Here is a 22,966-nt window from a genome sequence, read left to right on the forward strand (position 1 = left end):
TGCGTACCTGATGACTGACGAATCGCCTGCAATCGACCAACTGCTGAAAAACCTCGATCAAGCCATGCTCGGCGACCGTCACCGGTTGCGCCGGCAGTTGCTCGAACTGCGCAAGAAGCCCGACGAGGCCAAGCTCGCCCAGTGGCTGGAGCGCATGCAGGCTTCCTGCAACCTGGTGACGGCGCGGCGCCAGAGCGTGCCGCAGATCCGCTATGACGACAGCCTGCCGATTGCCGCCAAGCGCGACGAGATCAAGGAGGCGCTGCTCAAGCATCAGGTGCTGATCATTGCCGGCGAGACCGGCTCGGGCAAGACCACCCAGTTGCCGAAGATCTGCCTGGAAATCGGTCGTGGCCAGCATGGCCTGATCGGCCATACCCAGCCCCGGCGGATTGCCGCCCGCAGCGTGGCCAGCCGGGTCGCCGAAGAGCTGGCCACGCCCCTGGGCTCGCTGGTGGGCTACCAGGTGCGCTTCGAGGACCAGAGCGATTCCAGCACCCTGATCAAGCTGATGACCGACGGCATCCTGCTGGCGGAAACCCAGAACGATCGCTACCTGGAACGCTACGACACGATCATCGTCGACGAGGCCCACGAGCGCAGCCTGAACATCGACTTCCTCCTCGGCTACCTCAAGACCCTGCTGCCGCGGCGCCCGGACCTGAAGGTCATCATCACCTCGGCGACCATCGACCTTGAGCGCTTCTCCAAGCACTTCGATAACGCGCCGATCGTCGAGGTCTCCGGCCGTACCTTCCCGGTGGAAACCTGGTATCGCCCGTTGACCCTGGAACAGGACGAGGAGGGCAACCGGGTCGAGGACGACCTCACGGTGGACCAGGCGATCCTCGCCACCCTGGATGAAATCGCCGCCCATGAACGCAGTGAAAGGCGCAGCCCCGGGGACGTGCTGGTGTTCCTGCCCGGCGAGCGGGAGATCCGCGACGCCGCGGAGATGCTGCGCAAGGCCCAGCTCAAGCACACCGAGATCCTGCCGCTGTACGCGCGCCTGTCGCCGGCGGAACAGCAGCGCATCTTCCAGTCCCACCCGGGCCGCCGCGTGGTGCTGGCCACCAACGTCGCCGAAACCTCGCTGACCGTGCCGGGCATCCGCTACGTGATCGACAGCGGCACTGCGCGCATCAGCCGCTACAGCTACCGGGCCAAGGTCCAGCGCCTGCCCATCGAGGCGATTTCCCAGGCCAGCGCCAACCAGCGCAAGGGCCGTTGCGGCCGGGTCGAACCGGGGATCTGCGTACGCCTGTACAGCGAGGAAGATTTCCTCGGCCGGCCGGAATTCACCGACCCGGAGATCCTGCGTACCAACCTGGCGGCGGTGATCCTGCAGATGCTGCACCTGCGCCTGGGGGAAATCACCGCCTTCCCGTTTATCGAACCGCCGGATGGCAAGGCCATCAGCGACGGTTTCAACCTGCTGCAGGAACTCTCGGCAGTCGACCGCAACAGCCAGCTGACACCACTGGGCCGGCAACTGGCGCGCCTGCCGGTGGATCCGCGCATGGGCCGCATGCTGCTGGAAGCGGCCAAGCTCGGCAGCCTCCAGGAAGTGCTGATCGTCGCCAGCGCCATGTCGATCCAGGACCCCCGCGAGCGTCCGCCGGAGCGCCAGCAGGCCGCCGACCAGGCCCACGCCCAGTGGAAGGACGTGGATTCGGACTTCGCCGGGCTGGTCAACCTGTGGCGCGGCTTCGAAGAACAGCGCCAGGCCCTCACCGCCAGCCCGCTGCGCAACTGGTGCCGCAAGAATTTCCTGAACTACCTGCGCCTGCGCGAGTGGCGTGATTCGCACCGGCAATTGAGCCTGATCTGCCGCGACCTGCAACTGAGCCTGAACAAGGAGCCGGCGGACTACCCGAAACTGCACAAGGCGGTGCTGGTAGGCCTGCTCAGCCAGATCGGCCAGAAGACCGAAGACGGCGACTACCTGGGGGCCCGCCAGCGGCGCTTCTGGATCCACCCGTCCTCGGGCCTGGGCAAGAAGCGCCCGCAATGGCTGATGACCGCCGAGCTGGTGGAAACCACCAAGCTCTATGCGCGCATGGTGGCCAGGATCGAGCCGGACTGGATCGAGCCCCTGGCCGGCCATCTGGTGAAGAAGAACCACTTCGAGCCCCATTGGGAGAAGAAGCGCGGCCAGGTAGTGGCCTATGAGCAGATCACCCTGTTCGGCCTGATCGTGGTCGGCCGCCGGCCAGTGCATTACGGCCCGGTGGACCCGGTGGTGTCCCGCGAGCTGTTCATCCGCGAGGCCCTGGTGCGTGGCGAAATCCAGTCCAAGGCCAAGTGCCTGAGCGCCAACACCCAACTGCTGGAACAGCTCGATGCCCTGGAAGCCAAGGCCCGGCGCCGCGACATCCTGGCCGACGAGGAAACCCTGTTCGCCTTCTACGACGCGCGCCTGCCAGCGGAGATCCACCAGACCGCGACCTTCGACAGCTGGTACCGGGTGCACAGCCAGAAGAACCCGCAGTTGTTGATCATGCGCGAGGAAGACGTGCTGGCCCGCGAGGCCAGCGAGGTCACCGCCAAGCAGTACCCGGACACCCTGCATATCGGTGACCTGGAACTGGCCCTGAGTTACCACTTCGAACCCAACCATCCCCGGGACGGCGTGACCCTGCGGGTGCCGGCGCCGCTGCTGCCGGCACTGCCCGCCGAACGCCTGGAATGGCTGGTGCCGGGGCTGATCGAGGCCAAGTGCATCGCCCTGGTGCGCAACCTGCCCAAGGCCCTGCGCAAGAACTTCGTGCCGGTGCCGGACTTCGTCAAGGCCGCCCTGCAGCGCATGGTCTTCGCCGAGGGCTCCTTGCCCCAGGCCCTGGGCCGCGAGCTGCTGCGCATGACCGGCGCGCGGGTCAGCGACGAGGCCTGGAGCGAAGCCGAACAACAGGTGGAAAGCCACCTGCGGATGAACCTGGAAATCGTCGACGCCCAGGGCAAGTTCCTCGGCGAAGGCCGCGACCTGGCCGAACTGACCGCGCGTTTCGCCGAAGCCAGCCAGGCTGCCCTGGCGGTGCCGCAGACTGCCAAGAGCCAGCAACCGGTGCAAGCCAAGGTATTTGCCGCGGTGGCGGAAAAGACCCAGCAGAAGATCGCCGGGCTGTCGATGACGGTGTACCCGGCCCTGGTGGAGGAGGCGGGTACGGTCAAGGAAGGGCGCTTCTCCACCGCTGCCGAAGCCGAGTTCCAGCATCGCCGGGCCTTGCAGCGCCTGCTGTTGCAGCAACTGGCCGAGCCGGCCAAGTTCCTGCGGGGCAAGTTGCCGGGCCTTACCGAGCTGGGCCTGCTGTACCGCGAACTGGGCCGGGTCGATGCGCTGGTGGAGGACATTCTCCTGGCCAGCCTCGACAGTTGCATTCTTGAAGGCGAGGCCGTGCTGCCTCGGGATGGCGCGGGCCTGGCCTCCCTGGCCGAGCGCAAGCGTGGTGCCTGGACCGAGCACGCCGAGCGCCTGGCACGCCTGACCCTGGAGATCCTCAAGCTCTGGCACGGCCTGCAAAAGCGCTTCAAGGGCAAGATCGACCTGGCCCAGGCCGTGGCCCTCAACGACATCAAGGCCCAGCTGGCGAACCTGGTGTACCCGGGCTTTGTCCGGGAAACCCCGGCCCTGTGGCTCAAGGAACTGCCGCGTTACCTCAAGGCCGTGGAACTGCGCTTCGAGAAACTCGGCAGCCAGGTGCAGAAGGACCGGGTCTGGAGCAGCGAGCTCACGGGCCTGTGGAGCCAGTACCAGACCCGGGCCCAGAAGCATGCCCAGGAAGGCAAGCGCGACCCGCAGCTGGAGCTGTACCGCTGGTGGCTGGAGGAGTACCGGGTGTCCCTGTTCGCCCAGCAGTTGGGGACCAAGGTGCCGATTTCCGACAAGCGCCTGAGCAAGCAGTGGAGCCTGGTCGACGCCTGATCTAAAGCCCTTCGCAGGCGCTGGCGTGCCAGCGAAAGCGCCGCCAGGGGCGGTACAGGGTTGACTCCGTCGATCTTGCAGTTGCGGCGAAATGGCGGAGGTTATGGCAAACTCCGCCGTCATAAATGCCGGCCCCGGCTTTCTGCATCGCAGGCAGCCTGGGCGGATCGGAATAAAGCGATGCCAGAAACGGCTCCCTTGGCGGGAGTCGTCCCTTTACGGTTTGGCACGTGAGTGCCAATACCTTCTGCCTCAACACATTAGAGGAACGACCGTGCACAACGTCGTCATCAGCGGCACCGGCCTGTTTACCCCGGCCAACAGCATCTCCAACGAAGAGCTGGTGGAATCGTTCAATACCTACGTCCACCAGTTCAACAGCGACAACGCTGCCGCCATCGAGCGCGGCGAAGTGCAGGCCCTGACCGAATCCAACGCTGCCTTCATCGAAAAGGCCTCGGGCATCAAGAGCCGCTTCGTCATGGACAAGGACGGCATCCTCGACCCGCAGCGCATGGCTCCACGCCTGCCGGAACGCTCCAACGACGAATGGTCGGTACTCTGCCAGATGGCCGTGGCCGCCGCCGAGCAAGCCCTGCAGCGGGCCGGCAAGACTGCCGCCGACATCGACGGGGTGATCGTCGCCTGCTCCAACCTGCAGCGCGCCTACCCGGCCATCGCCATCGAAGTCCAGGCCGCACTGGGGATCCAGGGTTTTGGCTTCGACATGAACGTGGCCTGCTCCTCGGCGACCTTCGGCATCCAGGCGGCCTGCAACAGCGTGCAACTGGGCCAGGCCCGGGCGATCCTGATGGTCAACCCGGAAGTCTGCACCGGGCACCTGAACTTCCGTGACCGCGACAGCCACTTCATCTTCGGCGACGCCGCCACCGCGGTGGTCATCGAGCGAGCCGACCTGGCCACCTCCGAGCACCAGTTCGACATCGTCAGCACCAAGCTGCTGACCCAGTTCTCCAACAACATCCGCAACAACTTCGGCTTCCTCAACCGCGCCGCGGAAGAGGGTATCGGCGCCCGCGACAAGCTGTTCGTCCAGGAAGGCCGCAAGGTATTTCGCGATGTATGCCCGATGGTGGCCGAGCTGATCGCTGCGCACCTGGAAGAAAACCAGCTCAACGTCAGCGACGTGAAGCGCTTCTGGCTGCACCAGGCCAACCTCAGCATGAACCACCTGATCGTCAAGAAACTCCTGGGCCGCGAAGCCTCGGTGGAAGAAGCGCCGGTGATTCTCGACACCTACGCCAACACCAGTTCGGCGGGTTCGGTGATTGCCTTCCACAAGTACCAGGACGACCTGGCCAGCGGTTCCCTGGCCGTGCTCAGCTCCTTTGGCGCCGGTTATTCGATCGGTAGCGTGTTGCTGCGCAAGCGTTGATCCAGGGTTGGGGTGTGGCGTCGGGCGTGATTGGCGCGTCACACCCCCTCAAACCTGCATGATTGAACGAGGCACGAATGGCCGCTGCTGATGACACGCAACTGCTAGAGCGCCTGTTGGCGGGCGAACAAAAGGCTTACAAGGAACTGGTCGGCACCTACCAGAGCGCCATGCGCGCCGTGGCCTACGCCATTGTCGGCAACCGCCACGCCGACGAAGTGGTACAGGACGCCTGGCTGTCGGTGGTGCGCAACCTGGCGGGTTTCCAGGGGCGTTCCAGCCTCAAGACCTGGCTGCTGACCATCACCGCCAACGCGGCCAAGAGCCGCTACAAGCAGAACCGCCGGGAAGTGTTGCTCGACGATCTGCCGGCGCCCCATGGCACCGTGGGTGATGAGCGTTTCTCCTCCAGCGATGGTCACTGGCTGGTGGCGCCTTTCGCCTGGCACGAAGACACCCCGGAAGCCCTGCTGACCGAGTCCGAACTGCGTGACTGCCTGGAGCACACCTTGCTCAGCCTGTCGGAGTTGCAGAGCAGTGTCCTGCTGTTGCGCGAACGCCAGGGCCTGGAGCTGGAAGAGATCTGTAACCTTTTGGGGCTCACGCTCTCCAATGTCCGGGTACTGCTGCACCGGGCGCGTCTGAAGGTCTTCGCCACCGTGGAGCATTTTGAGGAAACCGGCCAATGCTGACCTGCAAGGAACAAGTGGCACGATCCAGCGATTATCTCGATGGCCAGTTGAGCTTTCGCGAGCGCTTGATGGTGCGCCATCATCTGTTGTTCTGCCCCAATTGCCGGCGTTTCATTCGCCAGATGCGCCTGCTCCAGGCCACCTTGCGGGTGCTTCCGGAGCCGCCCCTGGAAGGTCTCGACGAACTGGCCGAGCGTCTGGCCGCCGAGCGCCAGAACCACCGCTGATCCTGCCTCCCCCATGGCTCGGTAGCCGCTGTCGAGCCACGGCGAGGCTGCGAAAAGGCCCGCAGGGCCTTGCTTGACGGTCTCCTATCGAACCTCCAGCGCCCTCAGGATCGCGGCGTCTCCTACAGAGCCGTTCGCCGCCTCGCCGGGGCTCGACGGCTACAGACACCACATGAAACTGTCATCCGATCAAAGGTGACAGTGTTCTTGTGTCCCCCTATTCCCCCGCAAAACCCAGGGCAAAGGCTCTAGTACAGGCTTTTTGCCTTATTTCATTTCGAAGTAAAAAAGTTCCACTGTAATCAAATCTTTATCTATCAGCAACCCGGCTGAAATAACCCCTCGCCAAGATTCCCACCCAACACCAGCGGGCCAACCCCGCGTGTTTTCCAACGCTACAGACCACCAATTAGGGGAACTCTTCGATGATCCGTAAGCACTTCGCCGGTTTTGCCGCCAGCGCCCTGGCCCTGGCAGTAACCGCCCAGGCTTTCGCTGGCACCGTCACCACCGACGGCGCCGATATCGTAGTCAAAACCAAGGGCGGCCTTGAGGTTGCTACCACCGACTCCGCGTTCAGCTTCAAGCTGGGCGGTCGTCTGCAAGCCGACTATGGCCGTTTCGACGGGTTCTACACCAAGAATGGTGACAGCGGCGACGGCGCGTACTTCCGCCGCGCCTATCTGGAATTGGGCGGTACCGCCTACAAGGATTGGAAATACCAGATCAACTACGACTTCTCCCACAACTCGGGCACCGCCGATGACGGTTACTTCGACGAGGCGTCCATCTCCTACGTCGGCTTCAAGCCGGTGACCCTGCGCGCCGGCCGCTTCGACGAAGACTTCGGCCTGGAGAAGGCCACCAGTTCCAAGTGGGTTACCGCCATGGAGCGTAACGCCGCCTACGAGCTGGCCGACTGGGTCAACTCCCACGAGAACGGCATGGGCCTGCAGGCCAGCTCGGTGGTCGCCGACATGGCCTACCTGTCCGGCAGCGTGGCGGCCAAGGACATCAACGACAAGGACGGCGACAGCGTCAAGCAGTTCAACGCCCGTGCCGTGTTCGCCCCGATGCACGAGACCGGCAACGTCCTGCACTTCGGTCTGGACTTTGCCAGCCGTGATGTGAGCGACACTGCTTTCGACTCGCGGATCCGCCCACGCCTGGGCGTGCGTGGTATCGCCACCAACGGCGGCAACGATGCCGGCACCAACGGCAACCGTGCCACCTTCGGCGGCGGCGCCGGCCTCAACGCGTCGAGCCAGACGGCCGTTGGCGCCTATGACAATGACCGGGTGTTCGGCGGTGAATTCGCCTTCGCCACCGGCCCGTTCTCGGCCCAGGCGGAATACCTGACCCGCAAGCTGCAGGCCGACAGCAACGCCTACAAGGACGTCAAGGCCACCGGTTTCTACGGCCAACTGGCCTATACCCTGACCGGCGAGGCCCGGGTGTACAAACTCGACGGCGCCAAGTTCGACACCATCAAGCCCGAGAACAAGCAGTACGGTGCCTGGGAAGTGTTCTACCGCTACGACAACATCAAGGTCGATGACAAGAACGTCGTAGCCGCCACCGCCACCCGTGACGTCGGCGATGCCAAGGCCACCATGAACACCATCGGGGTCAACTGGTACGCCAACGAGGCGATCAAGATTTCCGCCAACTACATCAAGGTCAACACCGACAAGATCACCAACAACGTTGGCGATGACAGCGGCGATGCCCTCGTAGCCCGTGTGCAGTACGTGTTCTAAGGCTGTTGCAACACCCAGGTAGAGCTCTTTCTCATCCGTTATAGCTCCTCTCGTTTTTAACCCCGCCCCGGCGGGGTTTTTTTTGCCCGCTGCACGGGCGCCTCTCAAGGGCAGGCGGTTTCGTGCAGGTACAGCCACTGCGCCGCATCGCCCTGCACGCGAATGATCGCCAGGGACAGGCGCGCGCTTTCGACCTGGCCCAGGCGGTGGGTTTCCTTGTAGTGGATCGCCGCGCTCTGGCCTTCCTGCCACACACAGCGCACCTGGCTGATGCTGATTTCCAGACCGGGGCGTTGGCCCAGGCCTTCGCGAAACAGCTGTTCCACCTGCTCGCGGCCGACCATGGCGCCGCCGGTGGTGACCATCTGGAAGTCTTCGGCGAACAGCCCCAGCAAGGGATCGATGCAGGCCTCGGCATCCCCGCGCTGGTTGGTGAAGACGCTGTGAATCAGTTGGTGAATCCAGTGCACGCTGTATTGCGCCTGTCTAGCGATCGAGTTGGGCATGGGAGGCCTCGGGTGGTGGGAGTCGGTTCAGGGTCAGCAGGGGTAGCAGGCCGGCTGCGGCGGCCAGCAAAAGGCTCAGGTGGTAGGCGCCGGTGACGCCCCGATAACCCAGCAGCAGGTTGTAGAGCATCAACAGCAAGGCCGCGCCGAGGCTGAAGGCCATCTGCCGGTTGATGTTCCAGATCACGCTGGCCTTGTGCGTATCGGCGCCGTCGAAGTCCAGCAGGGCGGTGGTCTGCGCGGTATTGGCACCGGCGCCGCCGCCCAGGCCCATCAGCAGGTAGGCCAGGCTGATCAGGGGCAGATCGGCCAGCGAGTCGACCCCGTACAGGCTGGCGATGCCGGCGCTGTGCAGCACCAGGGCGATGGCGAACAGCCGTGCGGCGCCCAGGCGATTGTACAAACGTCCGCAGGCGAGCATCGCCAGCAGTGCGCCGGCGGCATACAGCAGCATGAACATGCCGCTGTGCTGTGCGCTCAGGTGCAAGCTCTCCTGAAGGAAGAACAGGCTCAGCAGATTGACCCCGGTGAAGAGCCCGGGGATCGCGTGATAGATAGCCACCGACAGGCCCAGGCGCGGATTTTTCAGCAGCCGCAGTTCGACGATGGGCCGGGCGCAGGCCCGACAGTGACGCCGGTAGCACTCGGCCAATAGCAGGCCGGCAACCAGGCCCGGTGCGGCCTGATGGGCCGGGTAGCCGCTGCCGTACAGCGACATGCCGAACAACAGGCAGCCCAGGCTCGCAGTCACCAGCAGCAGGCCGCGCAGGTCCGGGCGCGGCGGTGGCGCCGAGCGCTCGGCGTTGATCCAGCACCAGGACAGCAACGCCGCCAGCAGCGACAGCGGCAGGCTGGCGAAGAACACCCAGCGCCAGGAACTGTGGTCGACAATGGCCCCACCCACCGTGGGCGACAGCGCTGGCGCCAGTAGCGCCACGGCCATCACCAGGGTGGAGATCCGCGCCCGTTGCGTGCCCTGGAACAGGTTGAAGGTCAGTGCCTGCCCCAGGGGAATCAGCAGGCCGCCGGCCATGCCCTGGACCAGCCGCCAGAACACCAGTGGCATGAAGCTGTCGGCCAGCCCGCACATCAGCCCGGCAACGCTGAACAGCAGCATCGAGGCGCAGAGCACCTGGCGGTTGCCGAAACGCGCCGCGAGCCAGGTGCTGATGGCGATCACCAGGGTCAGGCCGAGGATGTAGGCATTGGCGACCCAGGCCACGGCGGCGCTGGACACTTGCAGTTGGGCGGCGATAGTGGGCAGGGCCACCGCCGACATGAAAATGTTGACGCAGTCGATGAAGAATCCGAGAAGGAATACCACCGCCACTTTGTATCTGTAAGTCATGCCGTCTCCCTTTTGGCGCGCAGCTTAGGGAGCTTGGGGGCAGGGTGTCGAGGTGCCTATACTTGACGCATTGTTTAATGGAGCTTGACAGTGAGCGAAAATTTTCACGGCCAGCTGCACCGGGTACAGACCTTTCTTGCGGTGGTGGACTTCGGTTCATACACCCGCGCCGCGCAGTACCTGGGCATCAGCAAGGCCATGGCCAGCCTGCACATAAAGGCCCTGGAGCAAGCGCTGGCGAGCACCTTGCTGATCCGCACCACGCGGCAGGTGACACTGACCGAGACCGGCCAGGCCCTCTACGACGAGTTCAAGGGGATTGTCGCCAATATCGACACCGCCTTCGACAATGTGCTGCACGGGCGCGACCGGGTCAGTGGCAAGTTGCGCATCAGCTCCACGGCGGAGTATGCCGAGACGTTCGTGTTGCCGATCCTGCCGTTGTTCACCGCGCGTTATCCCGAGGTGCGCCTGAGTTATCACTTCAACTCGTCGTTGAATGATCTGGTGGCGGAAAAGCTCGACCTGGTGATCCGCCTCGGGCACCTGGCGGACTCGGGGTTCAAGGGGCGCCAGCTGGCGGACTACGCCATTGCCCTGGTGGCCAGCCCGGCGCTGCTCAAGGACCGGCAGGTGACGCAGCCTGAAGAGCTCGATGCCTGGCCCTGGATTGGCAACAGTAACCTGGGCGGGCCGCCGGGCTGGACCTTCAGCCATCTGCGCCGTGGCGAGGTGGAGGTCAGGGTCAGCCCCGGGCACGAGTCCAACTCGGCGACGGCGATTCGCGCCATGGCCCTGGCCGGCCTGGGGCTGGCGGTGCTGCCGGAGTGGATGGTCCTCGATGACCTGGGCAACGGGCGGCTGGTGCGGGTATTGCCCGAGTACCGGCTGGCCACGCAGCCGGTGCATGTGCTGTTTCCCAACAGTGCGCACCTGCCGCGCAAGTCCCGGGTGTTCATCGACTTTCTGGCGGAGCACCTGGGGCGCTAGCGCTGCGGCGGTTTCGGTGAACCCGGGGATGGAGGATACTCCCCGGGTTGTTCGATCTGAATTCCGGGGACCCCGATGCCGCTGCAATCCTTGAACAGCCTGTCCGCCGTCGATCCTGCGCAATGGGATGGCCTGCTCAAGGACGGGCAGCCCTTTGTGCGCCACGCCTTTCTCAGTGCCCTGGAAGACAGCGGCAGCCTTGGCCCGCGCTCTGGCTGGCAGGCCGAGCACCTGCTGCATGTCGAAGACGGTCGGCTGCTGGCGGCGCTGCCCAGCTATCGCAAATGGCATTCCTACGGCGAATACGTGTTCGATCATGGCTGGGCGGATGCCTGCGACCGGGCCGGAATCGACTACTACCCCAAGCTGCTGACGGCGGTGCCGTTCAGCCCGGTGAGCGGCGCCCGAGTGCTGGCAGCGACCCAGGCAGATGCGCTCGAACTGCTGAAAAGCCTGCCCGGCTACCTGGAGATCGAAGGGCTTTCCAGTGCCCATATCAACTTCACCGACGATTTCAGCGACGCGGCCCTGGAGCAGCAACCGGGCTGGCTGCAGCGCCTGGGCTGCCAGTTTCACTGGCAGAACCGTGGCTACCGGGACTTTCAGGATTTCCTCGATGCCCTGAGCTCGCGCAAGCGCAAGCAGATGCGCAAGGAGCGCGAGCAGGTGGCGGGGCAGGGCATTGATTTCCAGTGGCTCGAAGGCCATGAACTGGACCAGGCGCAGTGGGATTTCGTCTATGCCTGCTACGCCAACACCTACGCGGTGCGGCGCCAGTCACCCTACCTGACCCGAGCATTTTTCAGCCTGCTGGCCGAGCGCATGCCCGAAGCGATCCGCGTGGTCCTGGCCAAGCAGGGCGGGCGCCCGGTGGCCATGGCCTTCAGCCTGGTGGGCGGCGACAGTTTCTATGGGCGCTACTGGGGTTGCCTGGCGGAGTTCGACCGCCTGCATTTCGAGACCTGTTTCTACCAGGGCATGGAGTACGCCATCGCCCAGGGGCTGCAGCGCTTCGACGCCGGCGCCCAGGGCGAGCACAAGCTGATTCGCGGCTTCGAACCGGTGCTCACCCGCTCCTGGCACTACCTGCGCCATCCCGGGCTGAAGGCTGCGGTGAAGGATTTCCTGCAACAGGAACAGGCCGGAATCCGCGCCTATGCGCAAGAGGCGAGGGACGCCTTGCCCTATCGGCAGGCGTGACCCTCGCCGGCGTTGCTCAGCCGTCTTCCTTGCCCAGCCAGCGATAGACCACACCGCCGATCACTGCGCCCAGGATCGGCGCCAGCCAGAACATCCACAGCTGCTGCAACGCCCAGCCGCCGACGATCAGCGCCGGTCCGGTGCTACGGGCCGGGTTGACCGAGGTGTTGGTGACCGGGATCGAGATCAGGTGGATCAGGGTCAGGGCCAGGCCGATGGCGATGGGTGCCAGCCCCGCCGGGGCGCGTTTGTCGGTGGCACCGAGGATGATCACCACGAACATCAAGGTCATCACCAGCTCACAGACAAAACCCGCGGCCATGGAATAGCCGCCGGGGGAGTGTGCGCCATAGCCGTTGGACGCCAGCCCCGAGGCCAGTTCGAACCCCGGCTTGCCGCTGGCGATGAAGTACAGCAGCGCCGCGGCGATCACCCCGCCGATCACCTGCGCGACGATATAGGCCGGCAGTTCCCTGGCCGGAAAGCGTCCACCCACCACCAGCCCCACGGACACCGCGGGGTTCAAGTGGCAACCGGAGATATGGCCGATGGCGAAGGCCATGGTCAGCACCGTCAGGCCGAAGGCCAGGGCGACCCCGAGCAGGCCGATACCGACGTTGGGAAAGGCCGCCGCCAGCACGGCGCTGCCGCAACCGCCCAGGACCAGCCAGAACGTACCGAGCAATTCGGTGACAGAACGTTTGAACAAAGACATGAGAGAGTCCTTGATAGGTCAACCTATCAACGCGATACAACTGTTATGCATCCCGCAGGTTAACTACAGGTTCCGCTCCGGAACCTAGGCTGAGTACAGCAGGCTTTCGGCGCAATTCCACTCGCCCATGAAAAACGCCAGGGCCCCCTGAAACCGGGGGCTCTGGCGCATTGTGCGGTAACTTTCTGTAGCGGCTACAGAGGCTCAGTCGATGCCGACGAAGCCTCCGGTCTGGTGCTGCCACAGGCGCGCATACAGGCCGCCGTGGGCCAGCAGTTCGGCGTGGGTACCGGTCTCGGCGATGCGCCCCTGTTCCAGGACCACCAGGCGGTCCATGCGGGCGATGGTGGAGAGGCGGTGGGCGATGGCGATCACGGTCTTGCCTTGCATCAGGGTCTCCAGGCTTTCCTGGATCGCCGCTTCCACTTCCGAGTCCAGGGCCGAGGTGGCTTCGTCCATGATCAGGATCGGCGCATCCTTGAGCAGCACCCGGGCAATGGCGATGCGCTGGCGCTGGCCGCCGGACAACTTGACCCCGCGCTCGCCGACATGGGCGTCGAAGCCGGTGCGGCCCTGGGCGTCGGACAACAACGGGATGAACTCGTCGGCACGAGCCTTGCGCACTGCTTCCCAGAGTTCCTCGTCGGTGGCGTCGGGGCGGCCGTAGAGCAGGTTGTCGCGGATCGAGCGGTGCAGCAGCGAGGTGTCCTGGGTGATCATGCCGATGCGTTCGCGCAGGCTTTCCTGGGTTACCCCGGCGATGTCCTGGCCGTCGATGAGGATCTTGCCGCCCTGCAGGTCGTAGAGGCGCAGCAGCAGGTTGACCAGGGTTGATTTGCCGGCCCCGGACGGGCCGATCAGGCCGATCTTCTCCCCCGGGCGGATCTCCAGGTTGAGGTCGCTGATGACCCGGTTGGCCTTGCCGTAGTGGAACTCCACATGTTCGAAACGCACGCCGCCCTGGGCCACCGCCAGCTTCGGTGCCTGCTCGCGGTCGGTGAGTTGCAGGGGCTGGGCGATGGTCTTCAGGCCGTCCTCGACCATGCCGATGTTTTCGAAGATGCCGTTGATCACCCACATGATCCAGCCGGACATGTTGACGATGCGGATCACCAGCCCGGTGGCCAGGGCAATGGCCCCGGCGCTGATCAGCGACTGGCTCCACAACCACAGGGCCAGGCCGGTGGTGCCGGCGATCAGCAGGCCGTTGAGGCTGGTGATGGTCACGTCCATGGCGGTGACCACGCGCCCGGCCAGCTGGCTCTTTTCGGTCTGCTCGGCGATCGCCTCGCGGGCGTAGCTCTGCTCGAAGTGGGTGTGGGCGAAGAGCTTGAGGGTGGTGATGTTGGTGTAGCCGTCGACGATTCGCCCCATCAGCTTGGAGCGGGCGTCGGAGGCGTCCACCGAGCGCTTCTGGATGCGTGGCACGAAGTAGCGCATGGCACCGATGAATCCGGCGATCCACAGCAGCAGCGGGATCATCAGGCGCCAGTCGGCGTCGGCGAACAGCACCAGGGAACCGATGGCGTAGATGGTCACGTGCCACAGGGCATCGATCACCTGCACCGAGGAGTCCTGCAGCGAATAGCCGGTCTGCATGATGCGCTGGGCGATGCGCCCGGCGAAGTCGTTCTGGAAGAAGTTCAGGCTCTGGCGCAGCACGTAGCTGTGGTTCTGCCAGCGGATCAGGCTGGTCATGCCAGGGTTGATGGTCTGGTGCATCAGGAGGTCGTGCAGGCCCACCATCAGGGGCCGGAACAGCAGCGCCACCAACGCCATCCAGGCCAGTTCCAGGCCGTGGTCGGTGAACACCTGGACGCTGGGGGTGCCCTGGGCCAGGTCGATGATGGTGCTCAGGTAGCTGAACAGCGACACCTCGATCAGGGCCACGAACAGGCCCACCACCAGCAGGGCGACGAAGCTCGGCCAGACTTGCTTGATGTAGTGGAAGTAGAAGGGCAGGACCCGGTTGGGCGGGGTGGCGCTGGGAGCGTCGCGGAAGATGTCGATCAGTTGTTCAAAACGACGAAAGAGCATGGGGTCTGAAGCCCGGGGTACGGGCTCTCCTGTGCAGAAAACGGACGGGGCGCCGGGTAGGGCGCCGCCGTCGGGACAGGCTGCGAAGTATCAGTCGATACGCTTGGCCGACTTGATCAGTACCGGGTCGATCGGCACGTTCTGCATGCCCTGCTTGGTGGTGGTCTGGGAGTTGACGATCTGGTCCACCACGTCCATGCCGCTCACCACCTTGGCGAATACGGCGTAGCCGGCATCGCGGCCCGGGTCGAGGAAGGCGTTGTCGGCGACGTTGATGAAGAACTGGCTGGTGGCCGAGTTGGGGTTGGAGGTGCGGGCCATGGACAGGGTGCCACGCACGTTATGCAGGCCGTTGGAGGCTTCGTTCTTGATCGGGTCGCGGGTGTCTTTCTGCACCATCTGCGCGGTGAAGCCACCGCCCTGGACCATGAACCCCGGGATCACCCGGTGGAAGATGGTGTTGGTGTAGAAGCCGCTGTCGACGTAGTCGAGGAAGTTCTTGCTGGAGATCGGTGCCTTGACCGGGTCCAGTTCCACTTCGATCTTGCCGAAGCTGGTGTCCAGCAGGACGTGGGGCGCCTTGGCCGGTTGCGCGGCCATCAGGTTGGCCGCGAAGAGTACGGAGCCGGCGACGAGGGCGATTTTTTTCAGCATGGGTCAGTGATCCTGGGTGGTGGTGTCGACTGTGGTCATGAAGTCCAGCAGGGTTTGGTTGAAGCGCTGCGGCTGGTCCAGCGGCGTGGCGTGTCGGGAGTCCTCGATCACCACCAGCCGCGCGTCCGGCAGCAGTTTGACATAAGCCTCCTTGAGCGCCACCGGGGTGTAGTCGCGGTCGGCGCTGACGACCAGGGTTGGACAGGTGATTCGTGACAGACGTTCCTGAACCCCCCAACCGACGATGGCGTCGAAGCTGGCGAGATAAGCACGTTTGTCGTTTTTTGCCCAGCGCTCGGCCATCTTCTGCCGCAGCTCGCCCTGCTCCGGCTTGGGAAACAGCCGCGGGCCCAGGGCCTTGCCGATGGCGCTCGGGCTCAGCACCCGGGCCAGGCTCCAGCGCTTGAACCACTGCCAGTAGTCGTTGGCGCTGCGCAGCTTGACCTCGGGGCCGCTGTTGACGATGCACAGGCTCTTGAGCAACTGCGGCTGGTCCACCCCCAGCTGGAAGCCGATCATGCCGCCCATGGACAGCCCGACGTAGTGGGCCGGGCCCAGGTTCAGGTGCTCGATCAGCGCCACGATGTCGGCGGTGAAGCCTTTGATGCTGTAGCGCTCCCGGGGCTTGTCGGAGCGCCCGTGGCCGCGGATGTCCGGGACGATCAGCCGATAGCGGGCCGAGAGCGCGGGGATCTGTTTTTCCCAGTCCAGGGCGCTGGAGCCCAGGCCATGGACCAGCAGCAGGGGTTCGCCCCGGCCGTATTCCTCGTAGTGCAGGGTGCAACCTTCATGCTCGAAATAGGCCATGGCAGAACTCCTGTTCTGGTGGGTGGGGCGTCAGGCTTGCTCGGGGGCGGCAAAGGGCGCATCCAGGGGCGCGGTGTCGAAGGTGCGCAGCAGCTCCACGAGGATCTGCGTCGCCGGGCCCAGGGGTTTGTCCTTGTTGGAGTAAAGGTAGAAGGTCGGGTGGCGGCTGCCGCCCTGGTCCAGAGGCAGGACCTTGAGCAGGCCTTCGCGCAGCTCGCGCTCGATCAGGTGCCGGGGCAGCCAGGCAAAGCCCAGGCCGCTGCCGACGAAGGTCGCGGCGGTGGCCAGGCTGCCCACGGTCCAGCGCTGTTCGGCGCCGAGCCAGCCGACATCGCGCGGTTGCTGGCGGCCGGAGTCGCGGATCACCACTTGCAGCTGGCTTTCCAGGTCCTGGAAGTGCAGTTCCCGCTGCAGGCGGTGCAGGGCGTGTTCCGGGTGGGCCACGGCGACGAACTCCACCGAGCTCATCTCGGTACCCAGGTAGCCGGGAATGTTGAAGCCGCTGATGGCCAGGTCGGCGACCCCTTCGAGCAGCACTTCCTCGACCCCGGACAGCACTTCCTCGCGCAGGCGCACGCGGCAGCCACGGCTTTGCGGCATGAAGGCGGTCAGGGCGCGTACCAGGCGCGCGTTGGGGTAGGCGGCGTCCACCACCAGCCGCACTTCGGCTTCCCAGCCCTGTTCCATATGGTGGGCCAGGTCTTCCAGCTGGCTGGCCTGCTTGACCAGTTGCCGGGAGCGGCGCAGCAATACGCCGCCGGCTTCGGTGAGCACTGCCTTGCGGCCGTCGATGCGCAGCAGCGGCACGCCGAGCTGGTCCTGCATGCGGGCCACGGTGTAGCTGACCGAGGACTGGGACCGGTGCAGCGCTTCGGCGGCCTGGGCGAAACCGCCGTGGTCGACCACCGCCTGCAGGGTGCGCCATTGATCCAGGGTCACGCGGGGCGCTTTCATGAGGGGCTCCTCTTGTCCTAAGCTGGCGCTCCTTACTGGAGACTGCCGAATGAGAAAATTCTGTTGTGTGTTGCTGGCTCTGTTGCCCTTGAGCGCCTGGGCCTATCCCATCGAAGTCGAGAAGCAGCTCAACGGCCAGAGCATCGATTACACGGCCTATGACACCGATGAAGACATCGGCTCCATCCAGTTGAACAACTACGGCAAGAGCGATGCGCTGTGCTCGGTGGTGTTTCGCAATGGCCCCGAAGCGCCGCGCACCCGCAAGGTGGAAGTCGCCGCAGGGCAGAGCAAGAACGTTACCGCCAAGTTCAATCGCAAGATCATCAAGCTGCGCCTGGACCTGACCTGCCAGGCCAAATGATCGAAGTGGGCCCGGCCCGGCCGGTTGCTGCAGGGCTGGCTCCGCTTATAAACGAATTTGTTGATTGGTTATAGCAGTTATTTGCGCTTTTTCATCGATATCACTCTGTTTAATCTGCGCTCCATCGACTTACGCATACCCCGATGGAGATTTGTGCCATGTCCCGCGTCCTGATCATTGAAAGCAGTGCCCGCCAGCAGGATTCCGTATCCCGCCAGTTGACCCAGACCTTTATCCAGCAATGGCAAGCCGCCCACCCGGGTGATTCGATCACGGTACGCGACCTGGCCCGCAACCCGGTGCCGCACCTGGATGCCAACCTGCTGGGGGGCTGGATGAAACCCGCCGAGCAGCGCAGCGCGGCCGAGCAGGACTCCCTGCAACGCTCCAATGAATTGACCGAGGAATTGCTGGCCGCCGACGTCCTGGTCATGGCCGCGCCGATGTACAACTTCGCCATTCCCAGCACCCTCAAGGCCTGGCTCGACCACGTACTGCGCGCCGGGGTGACCTTCAAGTACACCGACACCGGGCCCCAGGGCCTGCTCACCGGCAAGCGTGCCTACGTGCTTACTGCCCGCGGCGGTATCTACGCCGGCAGCACCGCGGACCACCAGGAACCCTACCTGCGCCAGGTGATGGGCTTTATCGGCATCCACGATGTGGAGTTCATCCACGCCGAAGGCCTGAACCTGGGGGGCGATTTCCACGAGAAGGGCCTGAACCAGGCCAATGCCAAGCTGGCCCAGGTGGCCTGAGCCGCGATTCTTGAGCCCAGGCGCCGCTCAGCGAAGGGCAGGGCGGCGCCGTTAATCCGCAGATAATCCACCGGTGTTCAAGTAGCGCCTGCGCATCCCCCTTCAAGCCGGTTCGCGCATCGAACCTCCCTTTGTACTGGTTGCTCCTTCAGTACCGACGCCCGATTGCACGCCTAGCGAGATCGGGCTTTTTTTTGTCCGGGATTTCATCTGAGGGGGCAAAACCGCTATCGTCGCCGCCATTCAAGACGAGGCGAACATGGGCTATCTACTTTTTGTCACGCTGATCCAGGCGTTTTCCTTCAGCCTGATCGGCGAATACCTGGCCGGGCATGTCGACAGTTACTTCGCGGTGCTGGTGCGGGTGCTGCTGGCGGGGCTGGTGTTCATTCCACTGACCCGCTGGCGCCGGGTGGCCCCGGCCTTCATGCGCGGCATGCTGCTGATCGGTGCGCTGCAGTTCGGCATCACCTACGTGTGCCTGTACCTGAGCTTTCGCGTGCTGACGGTGCCGGAAGTACTGCTGTTCACCATCCTCACGCCGTTGCATGTGACCCTGATCGAAGACGCCCTGAACCGGCGCTTCAACCCCTGGGGCCTGCTGGCGGCGCTGGTGGCGGTGGCAGGCGCGGTGGTGATCCGCTACGACAGCGTCAACCCGGACTTCTTCATGGGCTTCTTGCTGCTGCAACTGGCCAACTTCACCTATGCCGCCGGGCAAGTGCTGTACAAGCATCTGGTAGCGCGCTACCCCAGCGACGAGCCGCACTACCGGCGCTTCGGCTACTTCTACCTGGGGGCGCTGCTGGTGGTGTTGCCGGCGTTCCTGCTGTTCGGCAAGGCCCACTACCTGCCCGACGCGCCGCTGCAATGGGCGGTGCTGCTGTTCCTCGGCCTGGTGTCCACGGCCCTGGGCATGTACTGGTGGAACAAGGGCGCGTGCCTGGTGACCGGCGCCACCCTGGCGGTGATGAACAACCTGCATGTGCCGGTGGGGCTGTTGATCAACCTGCTGATCTGGAACCAGCACGAAGACCTGGGACGGCTGTTGCTGGGCGGGTTGGTGATTCTGGGGGCGGTGTGGATCAGCCGCCGCGGCGCGGCGCCGCGCCTGAGGCCCTAACCTGTAGGAGCCGGCTTGCCGGCGAAAGGGCCCGCAAGCGTTGCGTCTGGCCGGCCAACGCCTTCGCTGGCAAGCCAGCTCCTACCGGGTTACAGAGCCTGCTTCTCTACCGTCGGCACATGGCTGGCACCCAGCACCGCGGGCAGCAGGCCGGCCCGCAGGTCGGTGCCGCTGGGCTGCTGGTACAGGTTCAGGCCGAATTCCGGCATCACCGCCAGCAGGTAATCGAAGATATCCCCCTGGATGCGCTCGTAATCCACCCACGCGGTGGTGCGGGTGAAGCAGTAGATCTCCAGGGGAATGCCCTGGGCCGTGGTCTGCATCTGGCGCACCATGCAGGTCATGTTCGGCTGGATTTCCGGGTGGCTCTTCAGGTACGCCAGGGCATAGGCGCGAAAGGTGCCGATATTGGTCATGCGCCGGCGGTTGGCCGACAGCGCGGCGACGTTGCCCTGGGCTTCGTTCCAGCTTTTGAGCTCGGACTGCTTGCGCCCGATGTAGTCGGTGAGCAGGCGCACCTTGCTCAGGCGCACTTCTTCGTCGTCATGCAGGAAGCGCACGCCGCTGGCGTCGATGTACAGGCTGCGCTTGATCCGCCGGCCGCCGGACTGCTGCATGCCGCGCCAGTTCTTGAACGATTCGCTCATCAACCGCCAGGTGGGGATCGAGACAATGGTCTTGTCGAAGTTCTGCACCTTGACCGTGTGCAGGGTGATGTCCACCACGTCGCCATCAGCGCCGACCTGGGGCATTTCGATCCAGTCGCCGACCCGCAGCATGTCGTTGCTGGTCAACTGTACGCTGGCCACGAAGGACAGCAGGGTGTCCTTGTAGACCAACAGGATCACCGCCGACATGGCGCCCAGGCCCGACAGCAGCAACAGCGGCGAGCGGTCGATCAGGGTGGCGACGATGATGATCGCGCCAAACACGTACAACACCATTTTCGCCAACTGCACATAGCCCTTGATCGAGCGGGTGCGGGCGTGTTCGGTGCGCGCGTAGATGTCCAGCAGGGCATTGAGCAGGGCGCTCAGGGCCAGGAGCTGGAACAGGATGGTGAAGGCCATGGCCAGGTTGCCGAGGAACAGCAGGCTGGTCTTGCTCAGTTCCGGTACCAGGTGCAGGCCGAACTGGATCACCAGGGATGGAGTCATCTGTGCCAGGCGGTGGAATACCTTGTTGTGGCGCAGGTCGTTGAGCCAGTGCAGGGCCGGCTGGCGGCCCAGCAGCTTGACCGCGTGCAGCACCAGGTAGCGTGCCACTCGTCCGACCAGCAGGGCGACCACCAGTAACAGGGCCAGGCCGATGCCGGCGTGCAGGAGAGGGTGTTGGTCGAGTGCTCCCCAGAGATCCTGGGTATTGAGCCAGAGCTGTTTGAAATCCATGGGCTAAAACGATTCTTCTATAAGGCACAGGAGGGGGATTAGAGCATTTAACCCTGGGAAAGTTACGGTTAAGGACAAATCGGTTAACAAAAAACCAACTCTTTGCCACCGTTTGCACAAAGAAACTCGGCCTTCGCGCTCGAAACCGGTACCCTATGCAGCTGTTTTTTTGCATATCTTCGAGGTAGCACCCGTGTTTTCCCAATTCGCCCTGCACGAACGCCTGCTCAAAGCCGTGGCCGAGCTTAAATTTGTCGAGCCGACGCCGGTGCAAGCAGCGGCTATTCCGCTCGCGCTGCAAGGGCGTGACCTGCGGGTGACGGCACAAACCGGTAGCGGCAAGACCGCGGCTTTTGTCCTGCCGATCCTCAATCGCCTGATCGGCCCGGCGAAGATCCGCGTCAGCATCAAGACCCTGATCCTGCTGCCGACTCGGGAACTGGCCCAGCAGACCCTCAAGGAAGTCGAGCGTTTCTCCCAGTTCACCTTCATCAAGTCGGGCCTGATCACCGGTGGTGAAGACTTCAAGGTCCAGGCTGCCATGCTGCGCAAGGTGCCGGACATCCTCATCGGCACTCCGGGGCGCATGCTGGAGCAACTCAACGCCGGCAACCTGGATTTGAAGGAAGTCGAAGTGCTGGTGCTCGACGAAGCCGACCGCATGCTCGACATGGGCTTTGCCGAAGACGTGCAGCGCCTGGTGGACGAATGCCCGAACCGCCAGCAGACCATGCTGTTCTCCGCCACGACCGGCGGCTCCGGCCTGCGGGAAATGGTCGCCAAGGTCCTCAACAACCCTGAGCACCTGCAACTCAACAGCGTCAGCCAGCTGAACGAAACCACCCGTCAGCAGATCATCACCGCCGACCACAACCAGCACAAAGAACAGATCGTCAACTGGCTGCTGGCCAACGAGACCTACCAGAAGGCCATCGTCTTCACCAACACCCGAGCCATGGCCGACCGCATCTACGGCCGCCTGGTGGCCCAGGACTACAAGGCTTTCGTCCTGCACGGTGAAAAGGACCAGAAGGACCGCAAGCTGGCCATCGACCGCCTGAAGCAGGGCGGGGTGAAGATCCTCGTGGCCACTGACGTCGCTGCCCGCGGCCTGGACGTTGACGGCCTGGACCTGGTGATCAACTTCGACATGCCGCGCAGCGGCGACGAATACGTGCACCGCATCGGCCGCACCGGCCGTGCCGGCAACGATGGCCTGGCCATCTCGCTGATCTGCCACGGCGACTGGAACCTGATGTCGAGCATCGAGCGCTACCTCAAGCAGAGCTTCGAGCGCCGCACCATCAAGGAAGTCAAAGGCACCTACAGCGGGCCGAAGAAGGTCAAGGCCTCCGGCAAGGCGGTGGGCGTGAAGAAGAAAAAGACCGACGCCAAGGGCGACAAGAAAAAGGCCGTGGCCAAGGCCCCGACCAAGCGCAAGACCGCCAACCGGCCCAAGAGCGACAGCCTGGTCAGCCAGGATGGCCTGGCGCCGCTCAAGCGCCGCAAGCCACAGGCCCCCGCCGCTGAATAAGCCTGGCGCCTGATGCAGATGAAAAGCCCGGACCTGGTCCGGGCTTTTTGCTTTGCGGGTGTCAGCTCTCGGCCTTTTTCTCGGCAGTAGCCAGTTCCTTGAGCCGCTGGTCGATCAACTGGCAATTGTCCGGCAGGTCCTTGCTGGAGGTGCTCAGGTCCATCTTCTGCAGTTCGGCGTTGATCTCCTTGGCCTTGGCCGGGTTCTGCTCGGTGATCTTGCTGACTTCCTGGGCCAGCTGTTCGCGCTTGGCGGTGGCTTCGTCCGGGGTGCAGGCCCAGGTGGGCAGGGCGAACAGCAGGCTGCTGGCGAGGGTAAGAATGCTCAGGTTCTTCATGGCGTAGGCCTCGTGATTCGGAACGGGCAGTCATCCGGTTGAGGCAGCGGAGGCAGGGAAAGTTCAGTTGGATTGAGCCGGTGGCCGCGGCTTTGATTGCCGTGCCTGATCAGGAATTCTTACTCGGCAATTCAGATGGATCTGATTTGCCGGCGCCGCCGATAGCTCTAGCATCCGGCCTTGTAGCAGGGCGCGTGCCCCGCAAAACCAGCCATCCATCGACGATGCTCGCGCTTAATTGACGTCAGAATGGT

20 protein-coding genes are annotated in these 22,966 nt (G+C 64.2%); 11 read left to right on the forward strand and 9 right to left on the reverse strand.

Annotation, left to right across the window (positions count from 1 at the left end; all coding sequences use genetic code 11):
* Positions 1-10 precede the first annotated feature (10 nt).
* The 5 genes from hrpA to AC1RL5_RS09815 all read left to right on the forward strand — a co-directional run bounded on the left by hrpA (position 11) and on the right by AC1RL5_RS09815 (position 7,997).
* Entirely contained in the window at positions 11-3,922 is a 3,912-nt protein-coding gene (gene hrpA, locus AC1RL5_RS09795) for an ATP-dependent RNA helicase HrpA (RefSeq protein ID WP_019093328.1), read from the forward strand.
* Between the two features lie 274 nt (positions 3,923-4,196).
* The gene (locus tag AC1RL5_RS09800) at positions 4,197-5,318 is read left to right on the forward strand and encodes a beta-ketoacyl-ACP synthase III (RefSeq protein WP_019093329.1); all 1,122 of its coding nucleotides are present in this window, start codon (positions 4,197-4,199) and stop codon (positions 5,316-5,318) included.
* Between the two features lie 77 nt (positions 5,319-5,395).
* Positions 5,396-6,010, forward strand: coding sequence for an RNA polymerase sigma factor (locus AC1RL5_RS09805; RefSeq protein WP_011059871.1), 615 nt, complete (start codon positions 5,396-5,398; stop codon positions 6,008-6,010).
* The gene (locus AC1RL5_RS09810; RefSeq protein ID WP_011059872.1) at positions 6,004-6,237 is read left to right on the forward strand and encodes an anti-sigma factor family protein; all 234 of its coding nucleotides are present in this window, start codon (positions 6,004-6,006) and stop codon (positions 6,235-6,237) included. Before AC1RL5_RS09805 ends, AC1RL5_RS09810 begins: the two co-directional genes overlap by 7 nt.
* A 425-nt stretch (positions 6,238-6,662) precedes the next feature.
* The gene (locus tag AC1RL5_RS09815) at positions 6,663-7,997 is read left to right on the forward strand and encodes an OprO/OprP family phosphate-selective porin (RefSeq protein ID WP_011059873.1); all 1,335 of its coding nucleotides are present in this window, start codon (positions 6,663-6,665) and stop codon (positions 7,995-7,997) included.
* A gap of 104 nt (positions 7,998-8,101) precedes the next feature.
* Here AC1RL5_RS09815 and AC1RL5_RS09820 read toward each other — a convergent pair whose 3' ends face one another.
* Positions 8,102-8,503: a nuclear transport factor 2 family protein gene (locus AC1RL5_RS09820; protein WP_026019998.1), complete on the reverse strand. Its 402-nt coding sequence runs from the start codon at positions 8,501-8,503 to the stop codon at positions 8,102-8,104.
* Positions 8,484-9,851, reverse strand: coding sequence for an MFS transporter (locus AC1RL5_RS09825; RefSeq protein WP_123577542.1), 1,368 nt, complete (start codon positions 9,849-9,851; stop codon positions 8,484-8,486). Before AC1RL5_RS09825 ends, AC1RL5_RS09820 begins: the two co-directional genes overlap by 20 nt.
* An 84-nt stretch (positions 9,852-9,935) precedes the next feature.
* Here AC1RL5_RS09825 and AC1RL5_RS09830 point away from each other — a divergent pair, with 84 nt between their 5' ends.
* Positions 9,936-10,841 carry a LysR family transcriptional regulator gene (locus AC1RL5_RS09830; protein ID WP_093404102.1) on the forward strand — a complete coding sequence of 302 codons (906 nt, stop codon included), beginning with the start codon at positions 9,936-9,938 and terminating at the stop codon, positions 10,839-10,841.
* A 75-nt stretch (positions 10,842-10,916) separates the two neighbouring features.
* Entirely contained in the window at positions 10,917-12,041 is a 1,125-nt protein-coding gene (locus tag AC1RL5_RS09835; protein WP_011059877.1) for a GNAT family N-acetyltransferase, read from the forward strand.
* A gap of 16 nt (positions 12,042-12,057) precedes the next feature.
* On the opposite strand, the gene aqpZ is transcribed toward AC1RL5_RS09835, so the two are convergent.
* The 5 genes from aqpZ to AC1RL5_RS09860 form a co-directional block, all read right to left on the reverse strand.
* A complete protein-coding gene (gene aqpZ / locus AC1RL5_RS09840; RefSeq protein ID WP_011059878.1) occupies positions 12,058-12,756 on the reverse strand; it encodes an aquaporin Z in 699 nt (232 codons plus the stop codon).
* A gap of 204 nt (positions 12,757-12,960) precedes the next feature.
* The gene (locus tag AC1RL5_RS09845; protein WP_410036324.1) at positions 12,961-14,793 is read right to left on the reverse strand and encodes an ABC transporter ATP-binding protein; all 1,833 of its coding nucleotides are present in this window, start codon (positions 14,791-14,793) and stop codon (positions 12,961-12,963) included.
* Between the two features lie 90 nt (positions 14,794-14,883).
* Positions 14,884-15,447 carry a peptidylprolyl isomerase A gene (locus AC1RL5_RS09850; protein WP_011059880.1) on the reverse strand — a complete coding sequence of 188 codons (564 nt, stop codon included), beginning with the start codon at positions 15,445-15,447 and terminating at the stop codon, positions 14,884-14,886.
* A gap of 3 nt (positions 15,448-15,450) precedes the next feature.
* Entirely contained in the window at positions 15,451-16,254 is an 804-nt protein-coding gene (locus tag AC1RL5_RS09855) for an alpha/beta fold hydrolase (protein WP_011059881.1), read from the reverse strand.
* Between the two features lie 30 nt (positions 16,255-16,284).
* On the reverse strand, positions 16,285-17,208 hold the full coding sequence (locus AC1RL5_RS09860) for a PA3225 family LysR-type transcriptional regulator (RefSeq protein WP_011059882.1): 924 nt from the start codon (positions 17,206-17,208) through the stop codon (positions 16,285-16,287).
* 49 nt (positions 17,209-17,257) lie between these two features.
* On the opposite strand from AC1RL5_RS09860, the gene AC1RL5_RS09865 reads away from it, so the two are divergent.
* The 3 genes from AC1RL5_RS09865 to AC1RL5_RS09875 all read left to right on the forward strand — a co-directional run bounded on the left by AC1RL5_RS09865 (position 17,258) and on the right by AC1RL5_RS09875 (position 19,453).
* Complete coding sequence (locus AC1RL5_RS09865; protein WP_011059883.1) at positions 17,258-17,572, forward strand: hypothetical protein; 315 nt, start codon at positions 17,258-17,260, stop codon at positions 17,570-17,572.
* 158 nt (positions 17,573-17,730) lie between these two features.
* Entirely contained in the window at positions 17,731-18,330 is a 600-nt protein-coding gene (locus tag AC1RL5_RS09870; RefSeq protein WP_011059884.1) for an FMN-dependent NADH-azoreductase, read from the forward strand.
* Between the two features lie 259 nt (positions 18,331-18,589).
* A complete protein-coding gene (locus AC1RL5_RS09875; RefSeq protein WP_041116582.1) occupies positions 18,590-19,453 on the forward strand; it encodes a carboxylate/amino acid/amine transporter in 864 nt (287 codons plus the stop codon).
* An 89-nt stretch (positions 19,454-19,542) separates the two neighbouring features.
* Here the strand turns inward: AC1RL5_RS09875 and AC1RL5_RS09880 are convergent, their stop codons facing one another.
* On the reverse strand, positions 19,543-20,841 hold the full coding sequence (locus AC1RL5_RS09880) for a mechanosensitive ion channel family protein (RefSeq protein ID WP_011059886.1): 1,299 nt from the start codon (positions 20,839-20,841) through the stop codon (positions 19,543-19,545).
* A 193-nt stretch (positions 20,842-21,034) separates the two neighbouring features.
* Between AC1RL5_RS09880 and AC1RL5_RS09885 the strand changes: the two genes are divergently transcribed.
* The gene (locus tag AC1RL5_RS09885) at positions 21,035-22,375 is read left to right on the forward strand and encodes a DEAD/DEAH box helicase (RefSeq protein ID WP_011059887.1); all 1,341 of its coding nucleotides are present in this window, start codon (positions 21,035-21,037) and stop codon (positions 22,373-22,375) included.
* 61 nt (positions 22,376-22,436) lie between these two features.
* On the opposite strand, the gene AC1RL5_RS09890 is transcribed toward AC1RL5_RS09885, so the two are convergent.
* Positions 22,437-22,712 (reverse strand): hypothetical protein, encoded by a 276-nt coding sequence (locus AC1RL5_RS09890; RefSeq protein ID WP_011059888.1) that lies wholly within the window; start codon positions 22,710-22,712, stop codon positions 22,437-22,439.
* Between the last annotated feature and the right edge of the window lie 254 nt (positions 22,713-22,966).

This window comes from Pseudomonas sp. GW822-FHT06D10 (assembly GCF_058799535.1).